Raw genomic sequence first — 21,212 nt, forward strand, 5'->3', positions numbered from 1 at the left:
TTGATAGCAATCGGTGCCCTGCGCGGTCAGACCACGGCGGGCTTGCGGCCCAGTGCCTTCATGGTCTGCACGCGCTCGACCATCTCCTGGGCGAACTCGATGAAGGCCTGGCTGCCCTTGGCCAGCGGGTCGAACACCACGCCGGGCAGGCCGTAGCTCGGGGCCTCGGCCAGGCGCACGTTGCGCGGGATCACGGTGTTGAACACCTTGTCGCCGAAATGGTCCTTGAGCTGTTCGCTCACCTGTTGCTGCAGGGTGATGCGCGGATCGAACATCACGCGCAAGAGGCCGATGATCTGCAGGTCGGGGTTGAGGTTGGCGTGCACCTGCTTGATGGTGTTGACCAGGTCGGTCAGGCCTTCGAGCGCGAAGTACTCGCACTGCATGGGCACGATCACGCCATGCGCCGAGCACAGGCCGTTGAGGGTGAGCATGGACAGCGAGGGCGGGCAGTCGATGAGCACGAAGTCGTAGTCCGCATCGGCCGCGGCGAGCGCGGCCTTGAGGCGCTTTTCGCGGTGCTCCAGCGTCACCAGTTCCACCTCGGCGCCGGCCAGCTCGCGGTTGGCGCCCAGCACATGGAAGCCGCAGTTCTCGCTCAGCACCGCTGCTTCGCGCACCGAGGCCGATTCGAGCAGCACGTCGTACACCGTGAGGTCGAGCTTGCGCTTGTCCAGATTCGAGCCCATGGTGGCATTGCCCTGCGGGTCCAGGTCGACCATGAGCACGCGCTGGCCGATCTTGGCCAGGCCGGCGGCGAGGTTGACGGTGGTGGTGGTCTTGCCGACGCCGCCCTTCTGGTTGGCAATGCAAAAGATCTGGGCCATGGGGTGGGAGCCTCGTTTACTTCGAAATGGCCAGCTTGATGCCGAAGCCGATCAGGAACACGCCGGCGACTTTTTCGAGCACGCGGCCGATGGTGGGGTTGGCACGCATGCGCTCTGCCAGGTGGTGGGTGAGCAGCACGGCGATGAGGCCGTAGGCAAAGGTCAGGGCCGCCACGGTCGCTGCCATGACGCCGAAGGTCAGCAGGCCCTGGTGGCGCGCCGGATCGACAAACAGCGGAAAGAAGGCCATGTAGAACACGATGGCCTTGGGGTTGAGCAGCGTGATCAGGCCAGCCTGCTTGAAGTAGTGGCGCGGCTCGATGTTCAGGATGGGCTGGGCTCCGGGCTTGGCCGTGAGCATCTTGAAGCCCAGCCAGGCCAGGTAGGCGGCGCCGAGCCACTGCACGGCATGGAAAGCCGCCGGGTAAGTGGACAGCAGGGCGGCCACGCCGGCCACCGCCGCCCACATCAGCACCTGGTCACCGGCGATCACGCCCAGGGTGGCCGCCAGGCCGCCACGGATGCCGCCCTTGCTGGTGGAGGTGATGAGCGCCAGGTTGCCCGGACCGGGAATCGCCAGGAACAAGACGATGGCAGCCACGAAGGCGCCGTAATCTGCAATGCCAAACATGAGAATCCCCTGGGGAAGAGCCCGCCGCAAATCCGGCCGGTGAGCGGGGAAGTTTAAGCGACCCGCCGCTGCGGGATCGGCTTTTTTGCCGCAGCGTTGCTTAGGCGGTCCGCATCCAGACGATGCAACGCTCCGCGTCGAGCCCCGGCACCACCAATGGTTCCACGTGAAACACCTGCACGCTGGCCGGCAGGGCCGCGATTTCCTCGGCCGGGTGCTTGCCCTTCATGGCCAGCCACACGCTCTGCGGGCCCAGGGCCTGGCGCGACCAGGTGGTGAAATCCACCAACGAGGCGAAGGCGCGGCTGGTCACCACATCGAAGGGCCCGTCCAGGTTTTCGACCCGGGCATGCACGCCGCGCAGGTTCGGCAACTTGAGCGATACCGCCACCTGCTGGATGAAGGCGGCCTTCTTGGCCACCGTGTCCACGCAGCTCACGTCGACCTCGGGGCAGCAGATGGCGATCACCACGCCGGGCAGGCCGGCACCGGCCCCCACGTCCAGCAGCCGGGCGCCCTGCCCTGCTGGCAGACTTGCCTGGGCAAGAGCACGGCGCAGCGGGGGAATCGCCGCCAGGCTGTCGAGCAGATGGTGGGTGAGCATCTCCTTGGGATCGCGCACGGCCGTGAGGTTGTAGACCTTGGTCCATTTCTGGATCAGGTCCAGGTAGCACAGCAAGGCATCGGCCTGGGCATCAGTGAGTGCCACGCCCAGTTGCTCCGCGGCAGAGAGCAGCGTGGGGCGAAACGCCTGCGTGGTGGCGGAGGGAGTGTTCATGGGTATCGCATTTCCATTGTTCGGTGGGCAGACTGCCATGGTTCCACGTGGAACCATGACGGGGCAGTGTCAGGAGCCGCTGCTGTTCCAGCAATTGGCCGGCTGGTCCTGGGTCTGTACCCAGTAGCGGGTGCCCTGGCCCAGGGTGGTGTTGGTGGTGCGCAGGCCCGCGATGCTGCCACTGTCCAGGCCGTCTTTCACATCGGCCATGCGCCAGCCGCTGCCCAGTTCCTTTTCGCAACGCGCCGATGCCAGAGCGGAAGAGGTCAGGATGGCGCCCATCACAGGCTGCGTGGGTGCAAGCTGCCCACCGGTCCAGCCGGCGTAGGTGCCGTCGGCGCCACCCACGGGTTTGGCCGCCGTGCCCGGCTGGATGCAGAGCACTGGCAGGACCACACGGCACGAAGTATCGCCCTGCTGGTGGTTGCAGGGATGGTCGTCTTTCAGCGGACGGTCCGTTGCACGGGGCTCGCCCGCGCAACCCAGGCGGGCCACCTCGGCGGGCAGTTTGGCATCGTCTGCCAGCAGTGCGAAGGTCAGTCCATGGCCCATGCCGCCTGTCACTGCCGGTGCGCTGGCCTGTGCCGCGGCGGGCGCCATCGCCTTGGCAGCCGGAGACTTGGCCACCGGTGCCGGGCTTTCCTTGCGTGCCTGGCCTTCGGTGCGCTTGTCCCGCTCGTGCTTCATCCACAGGGGAATGCCCAGCAACAACAGCAGCACGGCCACCACCGCCACGGTGCGCACCATCAGCAACTCGCCACGCTGGCGATCCCTGCGGGCCGCCCTGCCCCGTCGGCCTGCGGCCACTTCAGTGCGCGGGCGCTTCGGCATGGGCGCGGGCACCGGGGATGGAACGGAAGGCGCCCTTCTTCAGGTGCACCATGAGCAGGGAGATCGTTGCGGGCGTGATGCCCGAGATGCGCGAGGCCAGGCCCAGGGTCTCGGGCCGGTGGCGGCTCAGGATCTGACGCGCCTCGATGGACAGTGCCGCCACCTGCATGTAGTCCAGGTCCTCGGGCAGCTTGAGGTTTTCGTAGTGGGCGGCGCGCTCCACCTCGTCCTTCTGCCGGTCGATGTAGCCCGAATACTTGGCCGCGATCTCCAGCTGCTCGACCACGGACTCGGCCAGGTCGCCCAGGGTTTCACGTGAAACCTCGGCCGAGGCGTACTTGCCGCCATCCATGCCGACCAGGGATGCATAGGCCACGTCGGGCCGGCGCAGCAGCTCGAACAGGTTGTACTCGTGCTCGATGCTCTTGCCCAGCACACGCTCGGATTCGCTCGCAGGCAGGTTGCGCGGGTTCACCCAGGTGGCCTTGAGGCGTTCTGTTTCACGTGAAACCGCATCGCGCTTGCGGCTGAAGGCATCCCAGCGCGCGTCGTCCACCAGGCCCATCTGGCGGCCCATTTCGGTCAGGCGCAGGTCGGCATTGTCTTCGCGCAGCTGCAGGCGGAACTCGGCCCGGCTGGTGAACATGCGGTAGGGCTCGTTCACGCCCTTGGTGATCAAATCGTCCACCAGCACACCCAGGTAGGCTTCGCCGCGCGCGGGCAGCCAGGGTGCATCGCCCCGGCACTGCAGCGCGGCATTGATACCAGCGAACAGGCCCTGGGCTGCAGCCTCTTCGTAGCCCGTGGTGCCATTGATCTGGCCGGCGAAGAACAGGCCCTCGATCTGGCGCGTCTCGAAGCTGCTCTTGAGCGAGCGCGGGTCGAAGTAGTCGTATTCGATGGCGTAGCCGGGGCGCAGGATGTGCGCATTCTCCAGCCCTGGCATGCTGCGCACCAGCGCGTACTGGATGTCAAACGGCAGGCTGGTGCTGATGCCGTTGGGGTAGAACTCGTGCGTGGTCAGGCCTTCGGGCTCCAGGAAGATCTGGTGGCTGTCCTTGTCGGCAAAGCGGTTGATCTTGTCTTCCACGCTCGGGCAGTAGCGCGGGCCCACGCCCTCGATCTTGCCCGTGAACATGGGGCTGCGGTCGAAGCCGCTGCGGATGATGTCGTGCGTGCGCTCGTTGGTGTGCGTGACCCAGCAGGGCATCTGCTGCGGGTGCATGGCCGCATTGCCCATGAAGCTGAACACGGGCACCGCCCCTTCGTTCACGCCGCCGGGCATGCCGTCGCCGGGCTGCTCGGTGCACTTGGAGAAATCGATGCTGCGCCCGTCCAGGCGCGGCGGTGTGCCGGTCTTGAGGCGGCCCTGGGGCAGCTTGAGCTCCTTGAGGCGTGCCGACAGCGACACGGCCGGCGGGTCCCCTGCCCGACCGGCGGAGTAGTTGTTCAGGCCCACATGGATCTTGCCGTCCAGGAAGGTGCCCGCCGTAAGCACCACGGTGCGCGAACGGAAGCGGATGCCGACCTGCGTGACGGCGCCCACCACGCGGTCGCCCTCCACCATCAGGTCGTCCACCGCCTGCTGGAACAGCCACAGGTTGGGCTGGTTCTCGAGCATGCGGCGGATGGCGGCCTTGTACAGAATGCGGTCGGCCTGGGCGCGCGTGGCCCGCACGGCCGGGCCCTTGGAGCTGTTGAGGATGCGGAACTGGATGCCACCCTCGTCCGTCGCCAGCGCCATGGCACCGCCCAGCGCATCGACCTCCTTGACCAGGTGGCCCTTGCCGATGCCGCCGATGCTGGGGTTGCAGCTCATCTGCCCCAGCGTCTCGATGTTGTGCGTGAGCAGCAGCGTCTTGCTGCCCATGCGGGCAGCGGCCAGCGCGGCCTCGGTGCCGGCATGGCCTCCGCCGACGACGATCACATCAAATTCCTGGGGGTACAACATGGGAGCGCTCCGGGGCCTGTCGGGCCCGATAATCAAAAGTCCCGGTACGACGCCTTGGCGGCAGCCCCTGCCTGGGCGCACCATGCATACCGGCCCCGCCCGGGCGCATGGGCGCAACCCTGCACCCTGCCCCGGCGGGCAACCCGGGATTTTCCCACTTTGCGCCCACCGTGTCTGCCCACAGCCCTCTCAGAGCCTGTTTTCGATTTATCCGGGGCCGCGTTGGGGCGCAATCGGGATGAGTGGATGCTTCGGGTGCGCCGCATGGGCTCGTGCCCATGCAAGCAGCCGGGGCGTCCAATCGCCCGATTTCGCCCCAACCCTTCGGGCAAGTGCTTTGCCGGGCGGTCTGCGGCGTTGCGGCGCTTGCCGATAGCACAAGCTATCGGCTGCACCCCGCGCCTTGCATTCCATCCCGGCAAAGCTCTTGCGCGGCCCCGGATAAATCGAAAACAGGCTCTGGGTCGCTTTCTCACCGGACTGGTGGGCGATCCGCCTGTACCGGTGGCGTCCTGGTGGGCCAGCGCCCAACCGGTCGACCTTGCCAAGGGCCAGCCCCTGCTGCGCGCGGGAGACCCCTGGCGCCACCTGTGGTGGGTGGAGCGCGGCGCCCTGCGCCTGTACCTGGTGGACCGCGACGGAGCGGAGGCCAACAAGAACTTCTTTCTCGACGGTGCCCTGTGCTGGCCCATCACCCCGAGCCTGCGGCAGCAGCCCGCGATGTTCCACGTGGAACCATTGGAAGACAGCCGGGTGTGGGCGCTGCCCCTGCCTGCTCCGGGCGTGGCAGCACCCACCGATGGCTGGGCACCCTGGGCTGCACTCGAACACCGGGTACTGTGCGCCCTGCTCGATGGCAAGATGCAGCGCGAGCAGGAGTTCCTGCAGCTGAGTGCGCGCGAGCGCTACACCCGGTTGCTGGCCCAACACCCGGACTGGCCGGAGCGCATTGCGCTGCGGCACCTGGCGTCCTACCTGGGCGTCACCGATGTCACGCTGTCGCGCGTGCGCAGCGAGATGGGTCTTATCAAAGGTTAAGGCGCCAGGCCTTCCCCGCGGGCACAGTGGGCACATGCCTGCCCTCGCCATCGCCCCCCATTTTCTCGCCGTCGTCTGGCTCGGTCTCCTGGCCGGCTTCTTCGGCACCTACAGCGGCAATGTGAATCTCGCCATGCTGCAAATGGACGGGCCCACCTATGCCACCGTGCAGTCCGCCCTGAACCGCAATGTGCGCCATGCCCTGTTCTTCGCCCTGTTCTTCGGCCCCCCGCTGTGGGGCGCGCTGGCCCTGGCCACCGACTGGGCCCGGCGCCGCGAGGGCTGGTGGCCCATCCTGGCCACGGTGATGCTGGCCTACGCACTGGGCATCATCGTCTTCACCCAGCAGGTGAACCTGCCGCTCAATGCCGCCACCGAGGCCTGGGATCCGAGAGCCCTGCCGCAGGACTGGGCCCAGGTGCGCGCGCAGTGGAATGCCGCCAACCTCTGGCGCGCCCTGCTCAGCCTGGCGGCCTTTGTGCTGGCCCTGGCCACGCTGGTGTGGCGGCTGGCGCCATCGCGCACGCCGAGATAGCCCGCGCTTGCAGGAATCCTGCCCGGTGCCTGTGCTCCAATGCAGCACCATGCACAAGAATTCCCTCCTCGTCTTCGCCGGCAGCACGCGCCAGCAGTCCTTCAACCGCCGCCTGGCCCACGCGACCGCCGCCATCGCCCGCGATGCCGGGGCCGAGGTCACGCTGCTGGAGCTGTCGGACTACGACATCCCCATGTACAACGCCGACCTCGAAGCCCAGGGCACGCCGGCCGACGTGGTGCGCCTCAAGCAGGTGCTGTGGGAGCATCCGGCCTGGATCATCTGCTCGCCCGAGTACAACGGCAGCTACACCGCCCTGCTCAAGAACACCATCGACTGGGCCTCCAGCCCCGTGAGCGGCAACCCCGACTGGCAGGACGGCAGCAAGTCCTTCCGCGGCAAGGTGGTCGGCATGCTCAGCGCCTCCAACGGCGGCCTGGGCGGCCTGCGCTCGCAAAGCCACCTGGCACCGCTCTTGGTCAACCTCGAATGCTGGCTCGCGCCCAAGGCCTTCGCGCTGGGCCAGGCCAGCACGGCGTTCGACGAAGCCGGCGCCCTGGTGCAGCCGGTGCACAACGAGCGGGTGCGCGCGGTGGTCGACCAGGTGCTCTGGGCCTCGGCCCGTTTGAATGCCTGATTTAGCTATTGAATAGATAGCAAACCATGCAGTGCAGACCGGGCTGCGGTGCCTGCTGCACCGCCCCCTCCATCAGTTCGCCCATCCCCGGCATGCCCAAGGGCAAGCCGGCGGGCGTGCGCTGCATCCAGCTCGCGGACGATGCGCGCTGCCTTATTTTTGGGCACCCCGAGCGCCCCGCCGTCTGCAGCGGCCTGCAGCCCTCGGCCGAGATGTGCGCAGGCAGCACGCACGAGGCCATGGCCTTCCTGACGCGGCTCGAAGACCTGACCCGGCCCGCGGCCTGATCAGTCCTCGTCGTCGTCCTTCTCGACCTCAGGGGGCACGTCCAGCGCCACCCGGGTCTCAAACTTGGAGCAGTTCATCGCGAAGGTGCTCTTGAAGTTGCGCACATTGTTGTTCGACGAAAACACCTCGCGCGTGAACGCGTGGTAGCGCTCCATCGACGCGGAGTTGATGATGAGCAGAAAGTCGAACTCGCCCGACACCTCGTAGCAGGCCATCACGTCGTCCTGCGCTGCCATCTTGGCCTCGAAGTTGCGCAGCAGCGCATCGTTCTGCTTGTCGAGTTCCACCGACACGAAGACCGTGAGCGGCCGTCCCACGCGCTGGCGGTCCACCACCGCGACCTGCCGCAGCAAAATGCCCGCCGCACGCAGGATGGCAATGCGCCGCTGGCAGGTGGCGGGTGAGCTGTTGACCTTGCGCGCCAGCACGCGCAGGGGCTGCGAGGCGTCTTCCTGCAGCAGATTGAGGATCTGGATATCCAGGCGGTCAAGGTTCATGGCTCCGCCCACGATACCAAAGGGCGATGGGACAAATGCATCACGGTTCTTCCGATTGTGAGACAGATCCCTCATTGAACGCCGCATTGCGATCGTTTTAACCGGGCGTGCGCCCCAACAATGCGTAGGAAACGTCCGACACCTGGAGTGCCCGCATGACCCACCACCCCGCCGCCCCCTCCGCCGACTTCGAGCAGCAGCTCGTGCGCTGGCGCCACCACCTGCACCGCCATCCCGAGACCGGATTCAACGAAGTCGACACCGCTGACTACGTGGCGCGCCACCTCAGCGCCCTGGGCCTCTCGGTGCACCGCGGCATCGGCGGCACGGGCGTGGTGGCCAGCCTCACCGTGGGCCACAGCGCGCGCAGCATCGGCCTGCGCGCCGACATGGACGCGCTGGCCATGGGCGAAGCGGCCCCGGGCCGCGCCCATGCCTCGCAAAACGCAGGCTGCATGCATGCCTGCGGGCACGACGGCCACATGGCCATGGTGCTCGGCGCCGCGCAGCTGCTGGCCGAGCGGCGCGACTTCGACGGCACGGTGCACTTCATCTTCCAGCCCGCCGAGGAGCATGGCAAGGGGGCCGCAGCGATGATGGCCGACGGCCTGTTCCAGCGCTTCCCCGTCGATGAGATCTACGGCGCGCACAACATCCCCGGCATGCCGGCTGGCCACATGGCCATCCGAAGCGGCGGCATCATGGCCAGCGAGGACAACTTCGTCATCGAGATCACCGGCCGAGGCGGCCACGCGGCGCGCCCGCACATGGCCATCGATCCATTGGTCATCGGCGCCGAGATCGTGCTTGCGCTGCAGACCGTGGTGGCCCGCTCGGTCGACCCGAGCCAGCCTGCCGTCGTCTCGTGCACCGAATTCACCACCGACGGCATCCGCAACGCCCTGCCCACCCACGCCACGATCAAGGGCGATACGCGCAGCTATTCGCCCGAGGTACAGGCCCTGCTCGCAAAACGCATGCGCGAGATCAGCGAAGGCATCTGCGCCGCCCATGGCGCCAGCTGCCGCTTCACCTACACCCACGAATTCGCCCCCACCGTGAACTGGCCGGCCTGCGTGGAGGTGGCCACCGCGGCTGCCCAGGCCGTGATCGGTGCCGAGCGGCTGGACAGCAACGTCACGCCCATGATGATCTCCGAGGACTTCGGTGCCTTCCTGCAGGTGGTCCCCGGGGCCTTCATGTTCATCGGCAACGGCGAGGCCGGCACGCCCGGCGGCGTGCCGCTGCACAACGCCGCGTATGACTTCAACGACGCCGTGCTGCCCGTGGGCGCGCGCTACTTCGCCGAACTCGCGCGCGCGCGCCTGCCCATCACCGCCTGACCCTGGAAATCACCCATGCTCTTCACCAACCCTGCGGCCTCTCGCCGCCCCTACGACCCCGCCCTGCAGCGCGTGATGAACCTCGCCGCCGCCCGCGAAAGCCGGCAGTGGCTGGCCGGCTGGACGCAGCTGCGCCGCGGCAGCACGCCGCTGCACGCCCTGCCCCACCTGGCCCGCCAGCTCGGCCTGGGCCAACTGCACCTCAAGGACGAATCCGTGCGCTCGCCCCTGGCCAGCTTCAAGGTGCTGGGCGCGCCCGCCGCCCTGCTGCGCCTGGTGCTGCGCCAATGGCCCGACGCGGGCTGGGCCCCGGCCGACCTGCTCGCAGGGCGCCACGCGGATGCACTGGCCGGCTTCACCGCCATCAGCGCCACCGACGGCAACCATGGCCGCGCCCTGGCTGCCGCCGCGCAGAGCATGGGCTGCCGCTGTGTCATCGTGCTGCATGCCCAGGTGAGCGCCGAGCGCGAACGGCCCATCCGTGCCCTGGGCGCCGAGGTCGTGCGCATCACGGGCAACTACGACGACTCCGTGCAGGAGGCCGAGCGCCTGGCCCGCGCCCACGGCTGGTGGGTGGTCTCCGACACCTCGTACGAGGGCTACGAGGACATTCCGCGCGACGTCATGCAGGGCTACGGCATCCTGGTCGACGAACTGCTGGAACAGATGCCCGGCAATCCCTGCCCCTTCACCCACGTCATGCTCCAGGGCGGCGTGGGCGGCCTGGCCGCAGGCGTCGTGGCACCCCTGTGGGAACGCTACGGTGCGCAGCGCCCCACCTTCATCGCCGTGGAGCCCCAGCAGGCCGACTGCCTGCTGCAGAGCGCCATCGCCGGCCGCGCGAGCCGCGCCACGGGCAGTGTGGATTCGGTGATGGCGGGCCTGGCCTGCGGTGAGACCTCGCCCCTGGCCTGGCGTTTCCTGCAGCCTGCCGTGGACCATTTCATGACCGTGGGCGATGCAGAGGCCGAAGCGGCCATGCGCACCCTGGCCAGCGGTGCGGCGGGCGATGTGCCCGTGCTCAGTGGCGAATCGGGCGCCGCGGGCCTGGCCGGGCTGGCCGCGCTCATGGCCGATCCGGCCCGCGCCGCCCAGGCCGGCCTGGGAGCAGGCTCGCGCGTGCTGCTCATCAGCACCGAAGGCGCCACCGCCCCGGGCGTCTACGAAGCCATCACCGGCCGCAGCCCGGCCAGCGTGCTGCAGGCCCAGGCCGAATGGATGGCACGCCCATTGCACACGTGACAATCCACCCGTGACCCCAGGACCCCCGATGAACGACACCGCCCCTCTCGACTTCGATTCGCCCTCCGTGCGCCAGTTGCGCGAAGACCTGGCCCTGGCCCTGCGCGCCGCCGCCCACCACGGCCTGTCCGAGGGCGTGTGCAACCATTTCAGCGTGGAGCTGCCCGACCGCTCCGGCCGCTTTTTGCTCAACCCCCGCGGCCTGATGTGGAGCGAGGTGCAGGCCGAGGACATCGTGCTCATCGACGAAGAGGGCCAGCGCCTGGCCGGCCGCCACGAGGTGGAGCCCACGGCCATGTTCATCCACGCCGCCATCCACCGCCTGTGCCAGAAGGCCTGCGTGCTGCATACCCACATGCCCTATGCCACGGCGCTCACGCTGACCGCCGACCGGGCCCTGGACACCACGCTCTCGCAGAACGCCATGCGCTTCCATGGCCGCACGGCCGTGGACCCGAACTACAACGGCTTCGCGCTCGACGTGCGCGAGGGCGAGCGCATCGCGGGCGTGCTGCGCACCGCGGACATCGGCTTCCTGGGCAACCACGGTGTGGTGGTCTGCGGCGACCGCATCGACTACGCCTACGACGACCTGTACTACTTGGAGCGCGCCTGCATGGCCCAGGTGCTCGCCCAGTCCACGGGCCGGCCCCTGGCCCCGGCCAGCGCTGCGCTGGCGCAGCATGTGAGCGAGCAGTCCATGGGCGAACGCCTGCAGTCCGAACTGTTCTTCGAAGCGCTGCGCAGAACACTCTGATTTTTTGCGGCAAGCCTGTCACAGAGCGGCCCCCTGGCGCGTCTGGTAGGTACCAGACTATGTATGCTTGGAACCCTGCCATGACCACCACCCGGCCCCCCACCACCCCGGTCGACGACACCTTCGCCGCCCTGCGCCCGCGCCTGTTCGGCATTGCCTACCGCATGCTGGGCGTGCGCGCCGACGCCGAGGACGTGGTGCAGGACGCCTGGCTGCGCTGGAGCGGCACGGACACGGCGGCACTGCAATCGGCCGAGGCCTGGCTGGTCACCGTGACCACGCGCCTGTCCATCGACCGGCTGCGCGCCGCCAAGGCCGAGCGCGAGGCCTATGTGGGCTGGTGGCTGCCCGAGCCGCTGGTGGAGCCGCTCGACGAGCGCACACCCGAGGCCGCGGCCGAGCTGGCCGGCGAGCTGTCGGTGGCCTTTCTCTACGTGCTCGAACGCCTGGGCCCCGAGGAACGCGCCGCCTTCCTGCTGCGCCAGGTCTTCGACTACGACTACCCCGAGATCGCCGCCCAGCTGGGCAAGAGCGAGGCCGCCTGCCGCCAGATGGTGCACCGCGCCAGCGAGCGCGTGCAGCAGGCGCGCACGCGTTTCGAGGTACCGCGGGGCGTGCACCACCAGCTGCTCGAGCGCTTCATCGCGGCCGCCCACAGCGGCCAGCGCGATGCCATCGAGTCCCTGCTGTCCGAAGACGCCATGCTGATCGGTGACGGTGGCGGCAAGGTGCAGTCCTTCCCGCACCCGCTGGTGGGCGCCTTCCGCATCGCCAACCTGTTCTGGGCGCAGTGGCGGCGCATGGCCGAGCAGGTGGTCTACCGCACCGTGCTCATCAATGGCGAGCCGGGCCTGCTGCGCTACATCAACGGCCGGCTCGAATCGGCCCAGGCCATCGTGACCGATGGCGAGCGCATTGTCGCCATCTACGCAATCCGCAACCCGGACAAACTGCAGGGCATCCCGCTCACGCTGGATTGAAAATTTTTGGGGCCCTGCTGTCACAAGGGCACAGGCCCACGCGTCTTGAAGGGTATGGAAGGCAACGACAAGCTCGGCGCCCTCCAGGTTTCAACCCTTCATCACCACCCAACGGAGTTTTCACCATGTCCCAGCACACCGCCCGCCTGCCCTACCACCAGCTCGCCAACAAGGCCTTCATGGGCCTCGTCAACCTGTCCGAGACCGTCAAGAAGGGAAGCATCGGCGCCCGCCTGGCCGAACTCGTGTTCCTGCGCGTCTCGCAGATCAACGGCTGCGCCTACTGCATGGACATGCACTGGACCTACCTCGTCAAGGACGGCATGGAGCCGCGCCACCTCAACGCCGTGGCCGGCTGGCGCGAAGCCCCCTTCTTCAGCGAACGCGAGCGCGCCGCCTTCCGCTGGGCCGAGATCATCACCGCCACACCGCACAGCGACGCCAGCGACGAGGAATTCGCCCTGCTCAAGGCCCAGTTCAACGACACCGAGATCGCCGAGCTCGGCTTTGCCATCGGCGTCATCAACGCCTGGAACCTGATCAACGCCGGCATGCGCAGCCCCATCCCCCAAGGCGCCTGAGCTCAAGGAATGCCGTACTTGTTGGGATAACGGATGTTCTCGCGCATGTGCGCGCTCATGGGAATGCGCAGCGTGGCCGTGTCGAACCACTGGCGGTACAGCGCCGCCAGTTCGCCCGAATGCATCAGCCCCAGCACCGTGCGGTCCACCACCTCGCGCAGCGGCAGATCGTCCTTGGGCAGCATGAAGGCATAGGGCTCCACCGTGAGGTGGCGGCCGGTCACATGCAACGCCCCGCGCAGCGGCGATGAGGCGATCAGCCCGTAGAGCAGCACATCGTCCTGCGCAAAGGCATCGACCTTGCCCAGCTCCACCAGGCGCACGCCCTCGGCATCGGTGGCCACCACGGTCACGGCGATCTCCTGCTCGCGCTGTGCGCGCTGCACCGTCTCCTGCGCCGTCGTGCCCTTGCTCACGGCAATGCGCCGGCGCCACAGGCTGGGCACGCCATCGAGCTGCACCGACTGGCGCGCCAGAAAGCGCACACCCGTGGTGAACAGCGTGTGCGAAAAATCCACCGCCTTCTGCCGGCCCACGGTGTTGGTGTTGCCCCCGCACTCGATGTCGATGCTGCCGGCCTGCAGCAGCGGAATGCGCTGCGCCGCCTCCAGCGGGCGGAACGCCACGCGCAGGTCCGGCCGGCCCAGCTGTTTGCGCAGGGCCTCCACCACCTTCATGCACACCGCAATCGAATAGCCCACCGTGTTGCCCGCCGCATCGCGGAAGGCAAAGGTGCCCGGCGTGGGGATATAGCCCACCTGCACCGTGCCGCTGCGCGCGATGCGGGCCAGCGCACCACCCGTGCCCTGCGCCTGGCACAACGGCCCCAGCAAGGCCAGCGCGACCAGGACCGGCAGGGACTTCGCGAGAACGCGTGCATGCATGGTGTGCTCCTCGTATGGCCTAGCCCAGGCCGGGTGGCACGGCCAGGTACCAGCGCGTCGCGCGCTCGAAGGCCTGGCCCACACGCAAGGCCGTGGCCTCGTCGAACGGCCGCGCAATGAACTGCAGCGACACCGGCATGCCGGCCCGCGTGAAGCCCGCGGGCACGGCCACCGAGCACAGGTCCAGCAGGTTCACGAAGCGGCCCAGGCGCGACAGCGGCGTGGCCAGCTCGTCCACCTCGGTGAGCGGGATCGCGGCGATGGCATTGGTCGGAAAGGCACAGACATCCACCCCGTCCATGGCCGCCAGCATCTCGGCCTTGGCCTGCTCGCGCAGTCTGAGCAGCTGCAGGTACTGCGCCGCGCCGATGTCACGCCCCAGCAGGATGCGCCGGCGCACATGCGGGTCGAACTCCAGCCCCTCCTGCTCGAAGAGTTCGCCCAGGTTCGCATAGCCCTCGGCGCTCATCAGGCTGCCCGCCACGCGCATGGACTCGGCCAGGCTCTGCGGCAGCGCACGCTCCACGCGCTGCAGGCCCAGGCCTTCGAGCACGCGCACGGCCTCATCGCAGGCGGTGAGCACCTCGGGGTCCACATCCGCACGCTCGGCCTCGGGCAGCACCCACATGCGCATGCCGGCCACGCCGCGCGCGGCGTCGAGCTGCGGCAGCACCGCGCGCGCAGGCACCGGCAGCGACACGGCATCGCGCGGGTCGGGGCCCGACAGCACATCGAGCAGGATGGCGCTGTCGCGCACCGTGCGTGTGAGCGGGCCCACCGTGTCGTGCGTGGGGCACAGTTCGATGAGCCCATGGCGGCTGACCAGCCCGCGCGTGGTCTTGAGGCCCACCACCCCGCACAGCCCCGCGGGGATGCGCACCGATCCCCCCGTGTCCGTGCCGATGCTGGCCGTGCACAGGCCGGCCGCCAGCGCCACGGCCGAGCCGCTGCTGCTGCCGCCGGGCGTGCGGTGCGTGTGCAGGTCCCAGGGGTTCCAGGGCGTGCCCATCACGGCGTTCGTGCCCCAGCCGCCAAAGGCGAACTCCACCGTGTGCGTCTTGCCGATCACCACGGCCCCGGCCGCACGCAGCCGCTCCACCACGGCTGCGCTGATTGCGGAGGTGCGCGGCGGCCGCGCCTTCGAGCCCGCCGCAATGGGCTTGCCCTCTACCTCGAACAGGTCCTTCACCGCCACCGTCACGCCGTGCAGCGGCCCCAGGCGGATGCCGGCGCGCGCCATCTGGTCCAGGCCGCGCGCCGCGGCGCGGGCCTCATCGGCATAGACCTCGGTGAAGGCATGCAGCTGCTTGCCATGGCGTGCAATGCGCGCAAGCTGCGCCTCCAGCAGCGCCTCGCTGGTCAGCTCTCCGTGCTGGATGGCCTGGGCCAGCTGCTCCAGCGGTGCATAGGTCAGGGAGGTCATGGAATCCTTGGTCGTCGTGGTCATGCCGCACCCACCGTGCGGCGCCCCTGGGCCAGGCGGCGTTCGAGCAGCCGCGAGCACATCGACAGGGGAAAGGCGATGGCGAAGTACAGCAGCCCCACCAGCAGGAAGATGTGCAGCGGCAGGAAGTACTCGCTGGACATGGCGCGCGCCGCCAGCATCAATTCGTTGGTGGCGATCAGCGCGCACAGCGAGCTGTCCTTGAGCAGCGCCACATAGCTCGACAGCAGCGGCGGCAGCATCACGCGCAGGGCCTGCGGCAGCGTCACCGAGAGGAACACCTGGCGCGGCGTGAGGCCCGCAGCCAGCCCCGCCTCGCGCTGCCCGCCATGCACCGACTGCAGCCCGCCGCGCAGCACCTCGGCCACATAGGCCGCGCCATGCACCCCGAGGCCCATGGCCCCGGCCCAGTAGCCCGACAGCGTGATGCCCACCGAGGGCAGCGCAAAGTAGATCGCCAGCAGCAAGGCCAGCAGCGGCACCGCGCGCAGCAGCTGGATGCAGCCATTGGCCGCATGGCGCAGCACGCCCACGCCGCTGCGCAGCATCCACACCAGCACGGCGCCCAGCACCAGCGCGATGGCAAAGCCGATGGCCGAGAGCTCGGCCGTCACCCGGGCCGCCTGCAGCAGGCGCGGCCACCACTCGCCCAGGTACTCGGCATAGGTCGCGAAGAAAGCGCTCATCGCACACCCCCTGCGGTGCGGCGTTCCAGCCGCGCAAACGCCCAGCTGATGGGCAGCACCATGGCCGCGTAGAGCAGCATGGCGGTCAGGTAGATCAGCGGTGTCTCGAAGGTCGAGGTGACCAGGTTGCGCGCGTAGAACATCACCTCCGGCGCCGCGATGGCCGAGGCGATGGACGTGTCCTTGACGAGCTGGCTCGCATAGTTGCCCAGCGAGGGCAGGGTCACGCGCAGCATCTGCGGCAACAGCACCGCGCGCAGCGCCTGCGCGGGCGTCAGGCCCACGGCCAGGGCCGCCTCGCGCTGGCCCGCATGCAGGCAGCGCAGGCCGGCCGCGAACACATCGCACAGCACGGCCGCGCCCACCAGGCCCAGGCCCACCACGGCGGCCGTGAGCGGCGACAGCCGCACGCCCACCGAGGCCAGGCCGAAGTACAGCACGAACAGGTGCGCCAGCGCGGGCACATTGCGCATCCACTCCACATAGGCCGCAATGGCAGCGCGCGGCAACGGGTTGCGCACGAAGACCACCACCAGCGCCAGCAACAGGCCCAGGCTGGCCGCCAGCAGGCCCGCGCCCAGGGCCACCTGCGCGGCCGTGAGCGCGCCGCGCGCCAGCGTCGCCACGATCAGGGTCAGGGTGTCGATGCCCGGCATGCCCATCATGCCCCCACCTGGCCGAGGAAGCTGCGCGTGCGCTCCATGCGCGGCTGGTTGATCACCTGCGCGGCGGGGCCCTCCTCCACGATGTGACCGCCCTCCATGAAGATCACGCGGTCCGCCACGTCGCGCGCAAAGCGGATCTCGTGCGTCACCAGGATCATCGAGCGCCCCTCTTCCGCCAGCTCGCGGATCACGCCCAGCACCTCGCCCACCAGCTCGGGGTCGAGCGCCGAGGTGGGCTCGTCGAACAGGATGAGCTGGGGCTTTTGCGCCAGCGTGCGCGCGATCGCCACGCGCTGCTGCTGCCCGCCCGAGAGCTGCTCGGGGTAGGCATCGGCCTTGTGGCGCAGGTGCACCTTCTCCAGCATCTCCTCGGCCAGCGCATGGGCCTCATCGCGCCGCATGCCGGCCGCCTTGATGGAGGCCAGCGCCACGTTGTCGCGCACGGTGAGGTGCGGCCACAGGTAGAACAGCTGGAACACCATGCCGATCTCGCGCCGCTGCGGCGCCATCTCGGTGTCGCTCATCAGGCGCCAGCCGCCCTTGCGGTCGGGCCGCTGGCCGATGCGCTCGGTGCCGAGCAGCACCTCGCCGGCCTGGGGCTTTTCCAGGAAATTCAGGCAGCGCAGGCAGGTGGACTTGCCCGAGCCGCTGGGCCCGATCAGCGACAGGGTCTCGCCCTTCTTCAGGTCGAAGGAAATGCCCTTGAGCACCTCGGCCGGGCCGTAGCTCTTCTTGAGGCCGCTCACACGCAGCAGGGGGGGTTGGTCGTTCACAGCGGGGTTCTCCAGACGGTTGCTTGTGCGGGCTGTGCGGCACGGTCCTTGCAGCCGCATGCCCTCGTTGCCCAGTGCCTCCATGCTAGGAATTGCGCCCCCCTGTTCATTGCAGGCGGTCGCCGCTATATTGAACGTATGCGACATGCAGGGAAAACCCCATGCCACCACCCAAACACCGATCTGATCTCACTCCTGCCAAGATTGGTGCGCAGCCGCACCAGGCCAGTGCGCAGAACACAGGCGACATTGGTGCATTGATCGGCAAGCTCGATGCGGCCAAGGCGGTGGCCGCACCCAAGCGCAGGGCCCCGGGCACGGCCTCGTCGGCCACGGAGCTGCGCGTGGGCATCCTGCTGTGGCCGCAGTTCCCCCTGCTCTCGCTGGCCGGCCTGTGCGATGGCCTGCGCCACGCGGCCGACGTGGGCGACCAGAGCCGCCAGATCCGCTGCTCGTGGACCATCCTCGGGGTGCCCGGGCAATCGGTGCAGGCCAGCTGCGGCGTGCCCGTGGCGGTGCAGGACTCGCTCTCGTCCGAGAGCGACTACGACTACATCGCCGTCATCGGCGGGCTGTTGCCCGCCATCCCCACGGTGCACCCGCGCTACACCGCCTTCCTGCGCGAAGCGGCATCGCAGGGCAAGCCGCTGATCGGCATCTGCACGGGCACGTTCGCGCTCGCGCATGCGGGCCTCATGGCCGGGCGCCGCGCCTGCGTGCACCCCTACCACGTGGAGGACTGGAAGGCCGCCTTCCCCGCGCTCGACTACGCCACCGACTGCCACTACGTGTTCGACGGCGACCGCATCAGCTGCGCGGGCGGCATCTCCATCGTGGAGCTCACGGCCGAGCTGGTGCGCCTGCACTGCGGCCCCGACCGCGCGGCCAAGGTCATCCACCAGATGACGGTGAACCCCGCTGCGCGCAGCACCCACGTGGCGCGCCGCCATGCGCTGGGCTACGGCACGGCCGACCACGACAAGCTGCGCCAGGCCATCGTGCTGATGGAAAAGAACATCGGCACGCCGCTGGAGATCGCGGTCATCGCGCGCCTGGTGGACTCGAGCAGCCGCCAGCTCGAACGCGTCTTCCTCGCCGAGACGCGCACCACCCCGTCGGAGTACTACCGCAACGCGCGGCTCAAGTACGCGCGCTGGATGCTCACCAGCACCGAGCTGCCCATCATCACCATCGCCTACGAGTGCGGCTTCTCCGATGCCTCGCACTTCATCCGGCACTTCCAGCAGCTGTACGGCATGCCGCCGGGGCGCATGCGCAAGGCGCTTCAGGCCGGCACCGTGGAGGCCTGAGGCAAGCCAGCAAGAAAGCCGCATGCGTGCCCACGGGGCATGCATGCGGCTCGCCAGGAGGTCAGCAAAAATTCACTTGCAGGACGGCAGCTTCCAGTCCGCGGCGCGGTCCACGCCGGCCCGGGCGTTCTGGCCCACGGGGACGTACCAGACGTCCTGCACCAGGCCATAGGCCTTGCCGATCTTGCGCAGGTCGCAGCTCTGCCAGAGCTTGGCGATCTCGGTGTTCACGGCCTTGAGCAGCTCGGGGTTGTCCTTGTTCAGGCCGAACACCACCTGGCCCAGGCCCGTGAGCAGCGGGTAGTCGGGCGAGGCATCGCTGAAGGCATTGAACTTGATCTTCCACTGCGGGTTCTGCGAGATCGCGTACTGCATCACCGGCGGGTCGCCGATCACCGCATCGATGCGCCCGGCCAGCAGGTCGCGCACGGCCGCGTCCGAGGTGTCGTACAGCGCGAGCTGCAGGCCGTTGATCTTGCGCAGCTCGGGGATGAACGAGAAGCCCGTGATGGTGCCGACCTTCTTGCCCTCCAGGTCTTTGAGCTTGCTCCAGTCGGTCTTGTCCGACTGCGTGATGCCGTTCTTGAAATAGTGGATGGGGTCGCTCAGCGCCATGATTTTGGAGCGCTGCTCCGTCCAGCCCATGGTGCCGGCCATCACGTCCACGCGCTTGGATTGCACCGAGGCGATGGTGCCCGACCACTCCATCAGCGCGGGCTTGACCTTGAGTTTCAGCGATTCGGCGGCGCGCTGCAGGATCTCGCCGTCGTAGCCCACCATCCTGCCGTCCTGGTAGCCCGTGCCCGGCATGTCGCCCGAGAACGCGATGGTAAAAGAGCCCTTGTCCACGGTCTCCAGGGCATGGGCAGACAGGCCCAGGGACAAGAGGCCGGTGGCGGCCGCGAACGAGGCCAGCAGCCTCACGGAAGTTGATGCAGTAGCTGTGGTGCGCATGGGGTGATCTCCAAGAAATCCGGTTGTTCCCTCCCACCGGGCGATGGGGTGAATCCACTGTAGGGACGCCTGCCGCGCAGCGATTGGAGGCGCGCACGGCGAAATGGAATGCCTGCGACATTGCGGGAAAACACCGCTGCAGCCTCCTCGCCCGCCCATCCGTATACTTTTTTGCCATGGACACCACCCTGCGCATTTCCACCGACCCGGCCGCGCTCGACGTGGCACTCATCCACCGTTTTCTGTCCGAGCAGTCCACCTGGGCGCGGGGCATCCCGCTGGCCACGGTGCAGCGCGCGCTCGCGCACTCGCTGTGCTTTGGCGGCTTTGTGGACGGTGCCCAGGTGGCCTTCGCGCGCGTGATTTCCGACCGCGCCACCTTCGCCAACCTGGTGGACGTGTTCGTGCTGCCGGCGTTCCGCGGCCGCGGCTACAGCAAACAACTGGTGCAAACCGTCATGGACCACCCCGACCTCCAGGGCCTGCGCCGCTTCACCCTGGCCACCAGCAACGCCCATGGCCTGTACGCGGGCTTCGGCTTCACCGCGCCGCTGCGCCCCCAGTCGCTCATGGAGCGCTACTTCCCCGCACTCTACGACACCGGCGCTGCGGCACCCTGACTTTCTGCGGCTTGTGTAGCCTGGCTGACAGCGCCTGTTCGCGTGGCGCCCTACAGTGGCTTTCCCTACCAAGACATTCCAGGAGACACGCCCCATGATCGCCATCCCCTCCCTGCAAGAAAGCGTCAGCCCCGAAGAATGGCAGCTGCGCTGCGACCTGGCCGCCTGCTACCGCCTGGTGGCGCTGTACGGCTGGAGCGACCTGGTGTTCACCCACATCAGCGCCAAGCTGCCCGAATCGGTCTCGGGCCCCGAGCACCAGTTCCTCATCAACCCCTATGGCCTGATGTTCGACGAGATCACCGCGTCGAGCCTGATCAAGGTGGACATGCAGTGCAACAAGCTGCACGACTCGCCCTTCCCCGTGAACCCGGCCGGCTTCGTGATCCACAGCGCCGTGCACGAGGCCCGGCCCGACGCGCAGTGCGTGCTGCACACCCACACCCGTGCCGGCGTGGCCGTGAGCGCGCAGAAATGCGGCGTGCTGCCCATCAGCCAGCAAAGCACCTTCGTGCTCGCCTCGCTGGCCTACCATGGCTACGAGGGCGTGGCCTTCCGCGACGAGGAAAAGCCGCGCCTGCAGGCCGACCTGGGCGAGGCCAACTTCCTCATGCTGCGCAACCACGGCCTGCTCACCGTGGGCAAGTCGATCGCCGACGCCTTCCTGTCGATGTACACCTTCGAGAATACCTGCCGCATCCAGATCGACGCGCAGGCCGGCGGCGAAGTCACCTCGGTGGACCCGCAGATCGTGAGCGGTGTGGCCCAGGCCATGCGCGTGCAGACCGGCGGGCTGGGCGGTGCCTTCGTCTGGCCATCGCTGCTGCGCAAGGCGCAGCGCGATGCACCCGGTTACGACAGCTGACATGGGCGCGCGGGCCGTTGACCCGCCAGGTCATGCAAAAGGCGGGCGCAGCGCATAGGATAGTGGGTTCCTGCCGCATCAACCCAGAGGACCTC

At 68.4% G+C, this 21,212-nt stretch carries 24 protein-coding genes; 12 read left to right on the forward strand and 12 right to left on the reverse strand.

The features are described 5' to 3' along the window. Nucleotides 1-26: 26 nt before the first annotated feature. The 5 genes from HNP48_RS02040 to mnmG form a co-directional block, all read right to left on the reverse strand. The gene (locus tag HNP48_RS02040) at nucleotides 27-827 is read right to left on the reverse strand and encodes a ParA family protein (RefSeq protein WP_184855176.1); all 801 of its coding nucleotides are present in this window, start codon (nucleotides 825-827) and stop codon (nucleotides 27-29) included. 16 nt (nucleotides 828-843) lie between these two features. Further along, nucleotides 844-1,458, reverse strand: a complete 615-nt coding sequence (locus tag HNP48_RS02045; protein WP_184855177.1) for a LysE family transporter — start codon at nucleotides 1,456-1,458, stop codon at nucleotides 844-846. Between the two features lie 100 nt (nucleotides 1,459-1,558). Then, nucleotides 1,559-2,236, reverse strand: a complete 678-nt coding sequence (gene rsmG / locus HNP48_RS02050; protein WP_184855178.1) for a 16S rRNA (guanine(527)-N(7))-methyltransferase RsmG — start codon at nucleotides 2,234-2,236, stop codon at nucleotides 1,559-1,561. A gap of 69 nt (nucleotides 2,237-2,305) precedes the next feature. Then, entirely contained in the window at nucleotides 2,306-3,067 is a 762-nt protein-coding gene (locus tag HNP48_RS02055; protein ID WP_184855179.1) for a hypothetical protein, read from the reverse strand. Beyond that, a complete protein-coding gene (mnmG, locus tag HNP48_RS02060; RefSeq protein WP_184855180.1) occupies nucleotides 3,045-5,018 on the reverse strand; it encodes a tRNA uridine-5-carboxymethylaminomethyl(34) synthesis enzyme MnmG in 1,974 nt (657 codons plus the stop codon). Before mnmG ends, HNP48_RS02055 begins: the two co-directional genes overlap by 23 nt. A gap of 504 nt (nucleotides 5,019-5,522) precedes the next feature. Between mnmG and HNP48_RS02065 the strand changes: the two genes are divergently transcribed. From HNP48_RS02065 to HNP48_RS02080, 4 genes are read left to right on the forward strand one after another with little or no spacing between them, the layout of a single operon-like run. Beyond that, nucleotides 5,523-6,056, forward strand: a complete 534-nt coding sequence (locus HNP48_RS02065; RefSeq protein WP_311773792.1) for a Crp/Fnr family transcriptional regulator — start codon at nucleotides 5,523-5,525, stop codon at nucleotides 6,054-6,056. 34 nt (nucleotides 6,057-6,090) lie between these two features. Then, nucleotides 6,091-6,591, forward strand: coding sequence for a DUF1772 domain-containing protein (locus tag HNP48_RS02070; protein WP_184855181.1), 501 nt, complete (start codon nucleotides 6,091-6,093; stop codon nucleotides 6,589-6,591). Nucleotides 6,592-6,640: 49 nt separating this feature from the next. Continuing rightward, nucleotides 6,641-7,228 carry an NADPH-dependent FMN reductase gene (locus tag HNP48_RS02075; protein ID WP_184855182.1) on the forward strand — a complete coding sequence of 196 codons (588 nt, stop codon included), beginning with the start codon at nucleotides 6,641-6,643 and terminating at the stop codon, nucleotides 7,226-7,228. Nucleotides 7,229-7,254: 26 nt separating this feature from the next. Then, the gene (locus HNP48_RS02080; protein ID WP_184855183.1) at nucleotides 7,255-7,515 is read left to right on the forward strand and encodes a YkgJ family cysteine cluster protein; all 261 of its coding nucleotides are present in this window, start codon (nucleotides 7,255-7,257) and stop codon (nucleotides 7,513-7,515) included. On the opposite strand, the gene HNP48_RS02085 is transcribed toward HNP48_RS02080, so the two are convergent. Beyond that, nucleotides 7,516-8,013, reverse strand: a complete 498-nt coding sequence (locus tag HNP48_RS02085; protein ID WP_184855184.1) for an Lrp/AsnC family transcriptional regulator — start codon at nucleotides 8,011-8,013, stop codon at nucleotides 7,516-7,518. It lies immediately after the preceding gene. A gap of 155 nt (nucleotides 8,014-8,168) precedes the next feature. Here HNP48_RS02085 and HNP48_RS02090 point away from each other — a divergent pair, with 155 nt between their 5' ends. The 5 genes from HNP48_RS02090 (at nucleotide 8,169) to HNP48_RS02110 (ending at nucleotide 12,916) form a co-directional block, all read left to right on the forward strand. Further along, the gene (locus HNP48_RS02090) at nucleotides 8,169-9,356 is read left to right on the forward strand and encodes a M20 aminoacylase family protein (protein WP_184855185.1); all 1,188 of its coding nucleotides are present in this window, start codon (nucleotides 8,169-8,171) and stop codon (nucleotides 9,354-9,356) included. 15 nt (nucleotides 9,357-9,371) lie between these two features. Further along, nucleotides 9,372-10,598 carry a diaminopropionate ammonia-lyase gene (locus tag HNP48_RS02095; protein WP_184855186.1) on the forward strand — a complete coding sequence of 409 codons (1,227 nt, stop codon included), beginning with the start codon at nucleotides 9,372-9,374 and terminating at the stop codon, nucleotides 10,596-10,598. 28 nt (nucleotides 10,599-10,626) lie between these two features. Next, entirely contained in the window at nucleotides 10,627-11,355 is a 729-nt protein-coding gene (locus tag HNP48_RS02100; protein ID WP_184855187.1) for an aldolase, read from the forward strand. 80 nt (nucleotides 11,356-11,435) lie between these two features. Then, nucleotides 11,436-12,335 (forward strand): RNA polymerase sigma-70 factor, encoded by a 900-nt coding sequence (locus HNP48_RS02105; RefSeq protein WP_184855188.1) that lies wholly within the window; start codon nucleotides 11,436-11,438, stop codon nucleotides 12,333-12,335. A 125-nt stretch (nucleotides 12,336-12,460) separates the two neighbouring features. Continuing rightward, nucleotides 12,461-12,916, forward strand: coding sequence for a carboxymuconolactone decarboxylase family protein (locus tag HNP48_RS02110; protein WP_184855189.1), 456 nt, complete (start codon nucleotides 12,461-12,463; stop codon nucleotides 12,914-12,916). 2 nt (nucleotides 12,917-12,918) lie between these two features. Here HNP48_RS02110 and HNP48_RS02115 read toward each other — a convergent pair whose 3' ends face one another. Genes HNP48_RS02115 through HNP48_RS02135 form a run of 5 tightly spaced genes read right to left on the reverse strand, consistent with a single transcriptional unit; the run spans nucleotide 12,919 to nucleotide 17,368 of the window. Next, a complete protein-coding gene (locus tag HNP48_RS02115; protein WP_184855190.1) occupies nucleotides 12,919-13,800 on the reverse strand; it encodes an amino acid ABC transporter substrate-binding protein in 882 nt (293 codons plus the stop codon). 19 nt (nucleotides 13,801-13,819) lie between these two features. After that, nucleotides 13,820-15,247: an amidase gene (locus HNP48_RS02120; protein ID WP_260420050.1), complete on the reverse strand. Its 1,428-nt coding sequence runs from the start codon at nucleotides 15,245-15,247 to the stop codon at nucleotides 13,820-13,822. Continuing rightward, nucleotides 15,244-15,930: an amino acid ABC transporter permease gene (locus HNP48_RS02125; protein ID WP_184855191.1), complete on the reverse strand. Its 687-nt coding sequence runs from the start codon at nucleotides 15,928-15,930 to the stop codon at nucleotides 15,244-15,246. The genes HNP48_RS02120 and HNP48_RS02125 overlap by 4 nt, the downstream gene beginning before the upstream one ends. Continuing rightward, the gene (locus HNP48_RS02130) at nucleotides 15,927-16,595 is read right to left on the reverse strand and encodes an amino acid ABC transporter permease (RefSeq protein ID WP_260420051.1); all 669 of its coding nucleotides are present in this window, start codon (nucleotides 16,593-16,595) and stop codon (nucleotides 15,927-15,929) included. The genes HNP48_RS02125 and HNP48_RS02130 overlap by 4 nt, the downstream gene beginning before the upstream one ends. After that, nucleotides 16,592-17,368 (reverse strand): amino acid ABC transporter ATP-binding protein, encoded by a 777-nt coding sequence (locus HNP48_RS02135; RefSeq protein ID WP_311773793.1) that lies wholly within the window; start codon nucleotides 17,366-17,368, stop codon nucleotides 16,592-16,594. Before HNP48_RS02135 ends, HNP48_RS02130 begins: the two co-directional genes overlap by 4 nt. Nucleotides 17,369-17,529: 161 nt before the next feature. Here HNP48_RS02135 and HNP48_RS02140 point away from each other — a divergent pair, with 161 nt between their 5' ends. Continuing rightward, nucleotides 17,530-18,678: a GlxA family transcriptional regulator gene (locus HNP48_RS02140; RefSeq protein WP_184855192.1), complete on the forward strand. Its 1,149-nt coding sequence runs from the start codon at nucleotides 17,530-17,532 to the stop codon at nucleotides 18,676-18,678. Between the two features lie 72 nt (nucleotides 18,679-18,750). On the opposite strand, the gene HNP48_RS02145 is transcribed toward HNP48_RS02140, so the two are convergent. Further along, complete coding sequence (locus tag HNP48_RS02145) at nucleotides 18,751-19,632, reverse strand: ABC transporter substrate-binding protein (RefSeq protein ID WP_221480047.1); 882 nt, start codon at nucleotides 19,630-19,632, stop codon at nucleotides 18,751-18,753. A gap of 176 nt (nucleotides 19,633-19,808) precedes the next feature. Here HNP48_RS02145 and HNP48_RS02150 point away from each other — a divergent pair, with 176 nt between their 5' ends. Together HNP48_RS02150 and HNP48_RS02155 are read left to right on the forward strand one after the other, a co-directional pair. Beyond that, nucleotides 19,809-20,252, forward strand: a complete 444-nt coding sequence (locus tag HNP48_RS02150) for a GNAT family N-acetyltransferase (RefSeq protein WP_184855193.1) — start codon at nucleotides 19,809-19,811, stop codon at nucleotides 20,250-20,252. A 94-nt stretch (nucleotides 20,253-20,346) separates the two neighbouring features. Then, entirely contained in the window at nucleotides 20,347-21,117 is a 771-nt protein-coding gene (locus HNP48_RS02155) for a class II aldolase/adducin family protein (RefSeq protein ID WP_184855194.1), read from the forward strand. Nucleotides 21,118-21,212 lie beyond the last annotated feature (95 nt).

Source organism: Acidovorax soli (genome assembly GCF_014207955.1).
GTDB lineage: Bacteria > Pseudomonadota > Gammaproteobacteria > Burkholderiales > Burkholderiaceae_C > Acidovorax > Acidovorax soli_A.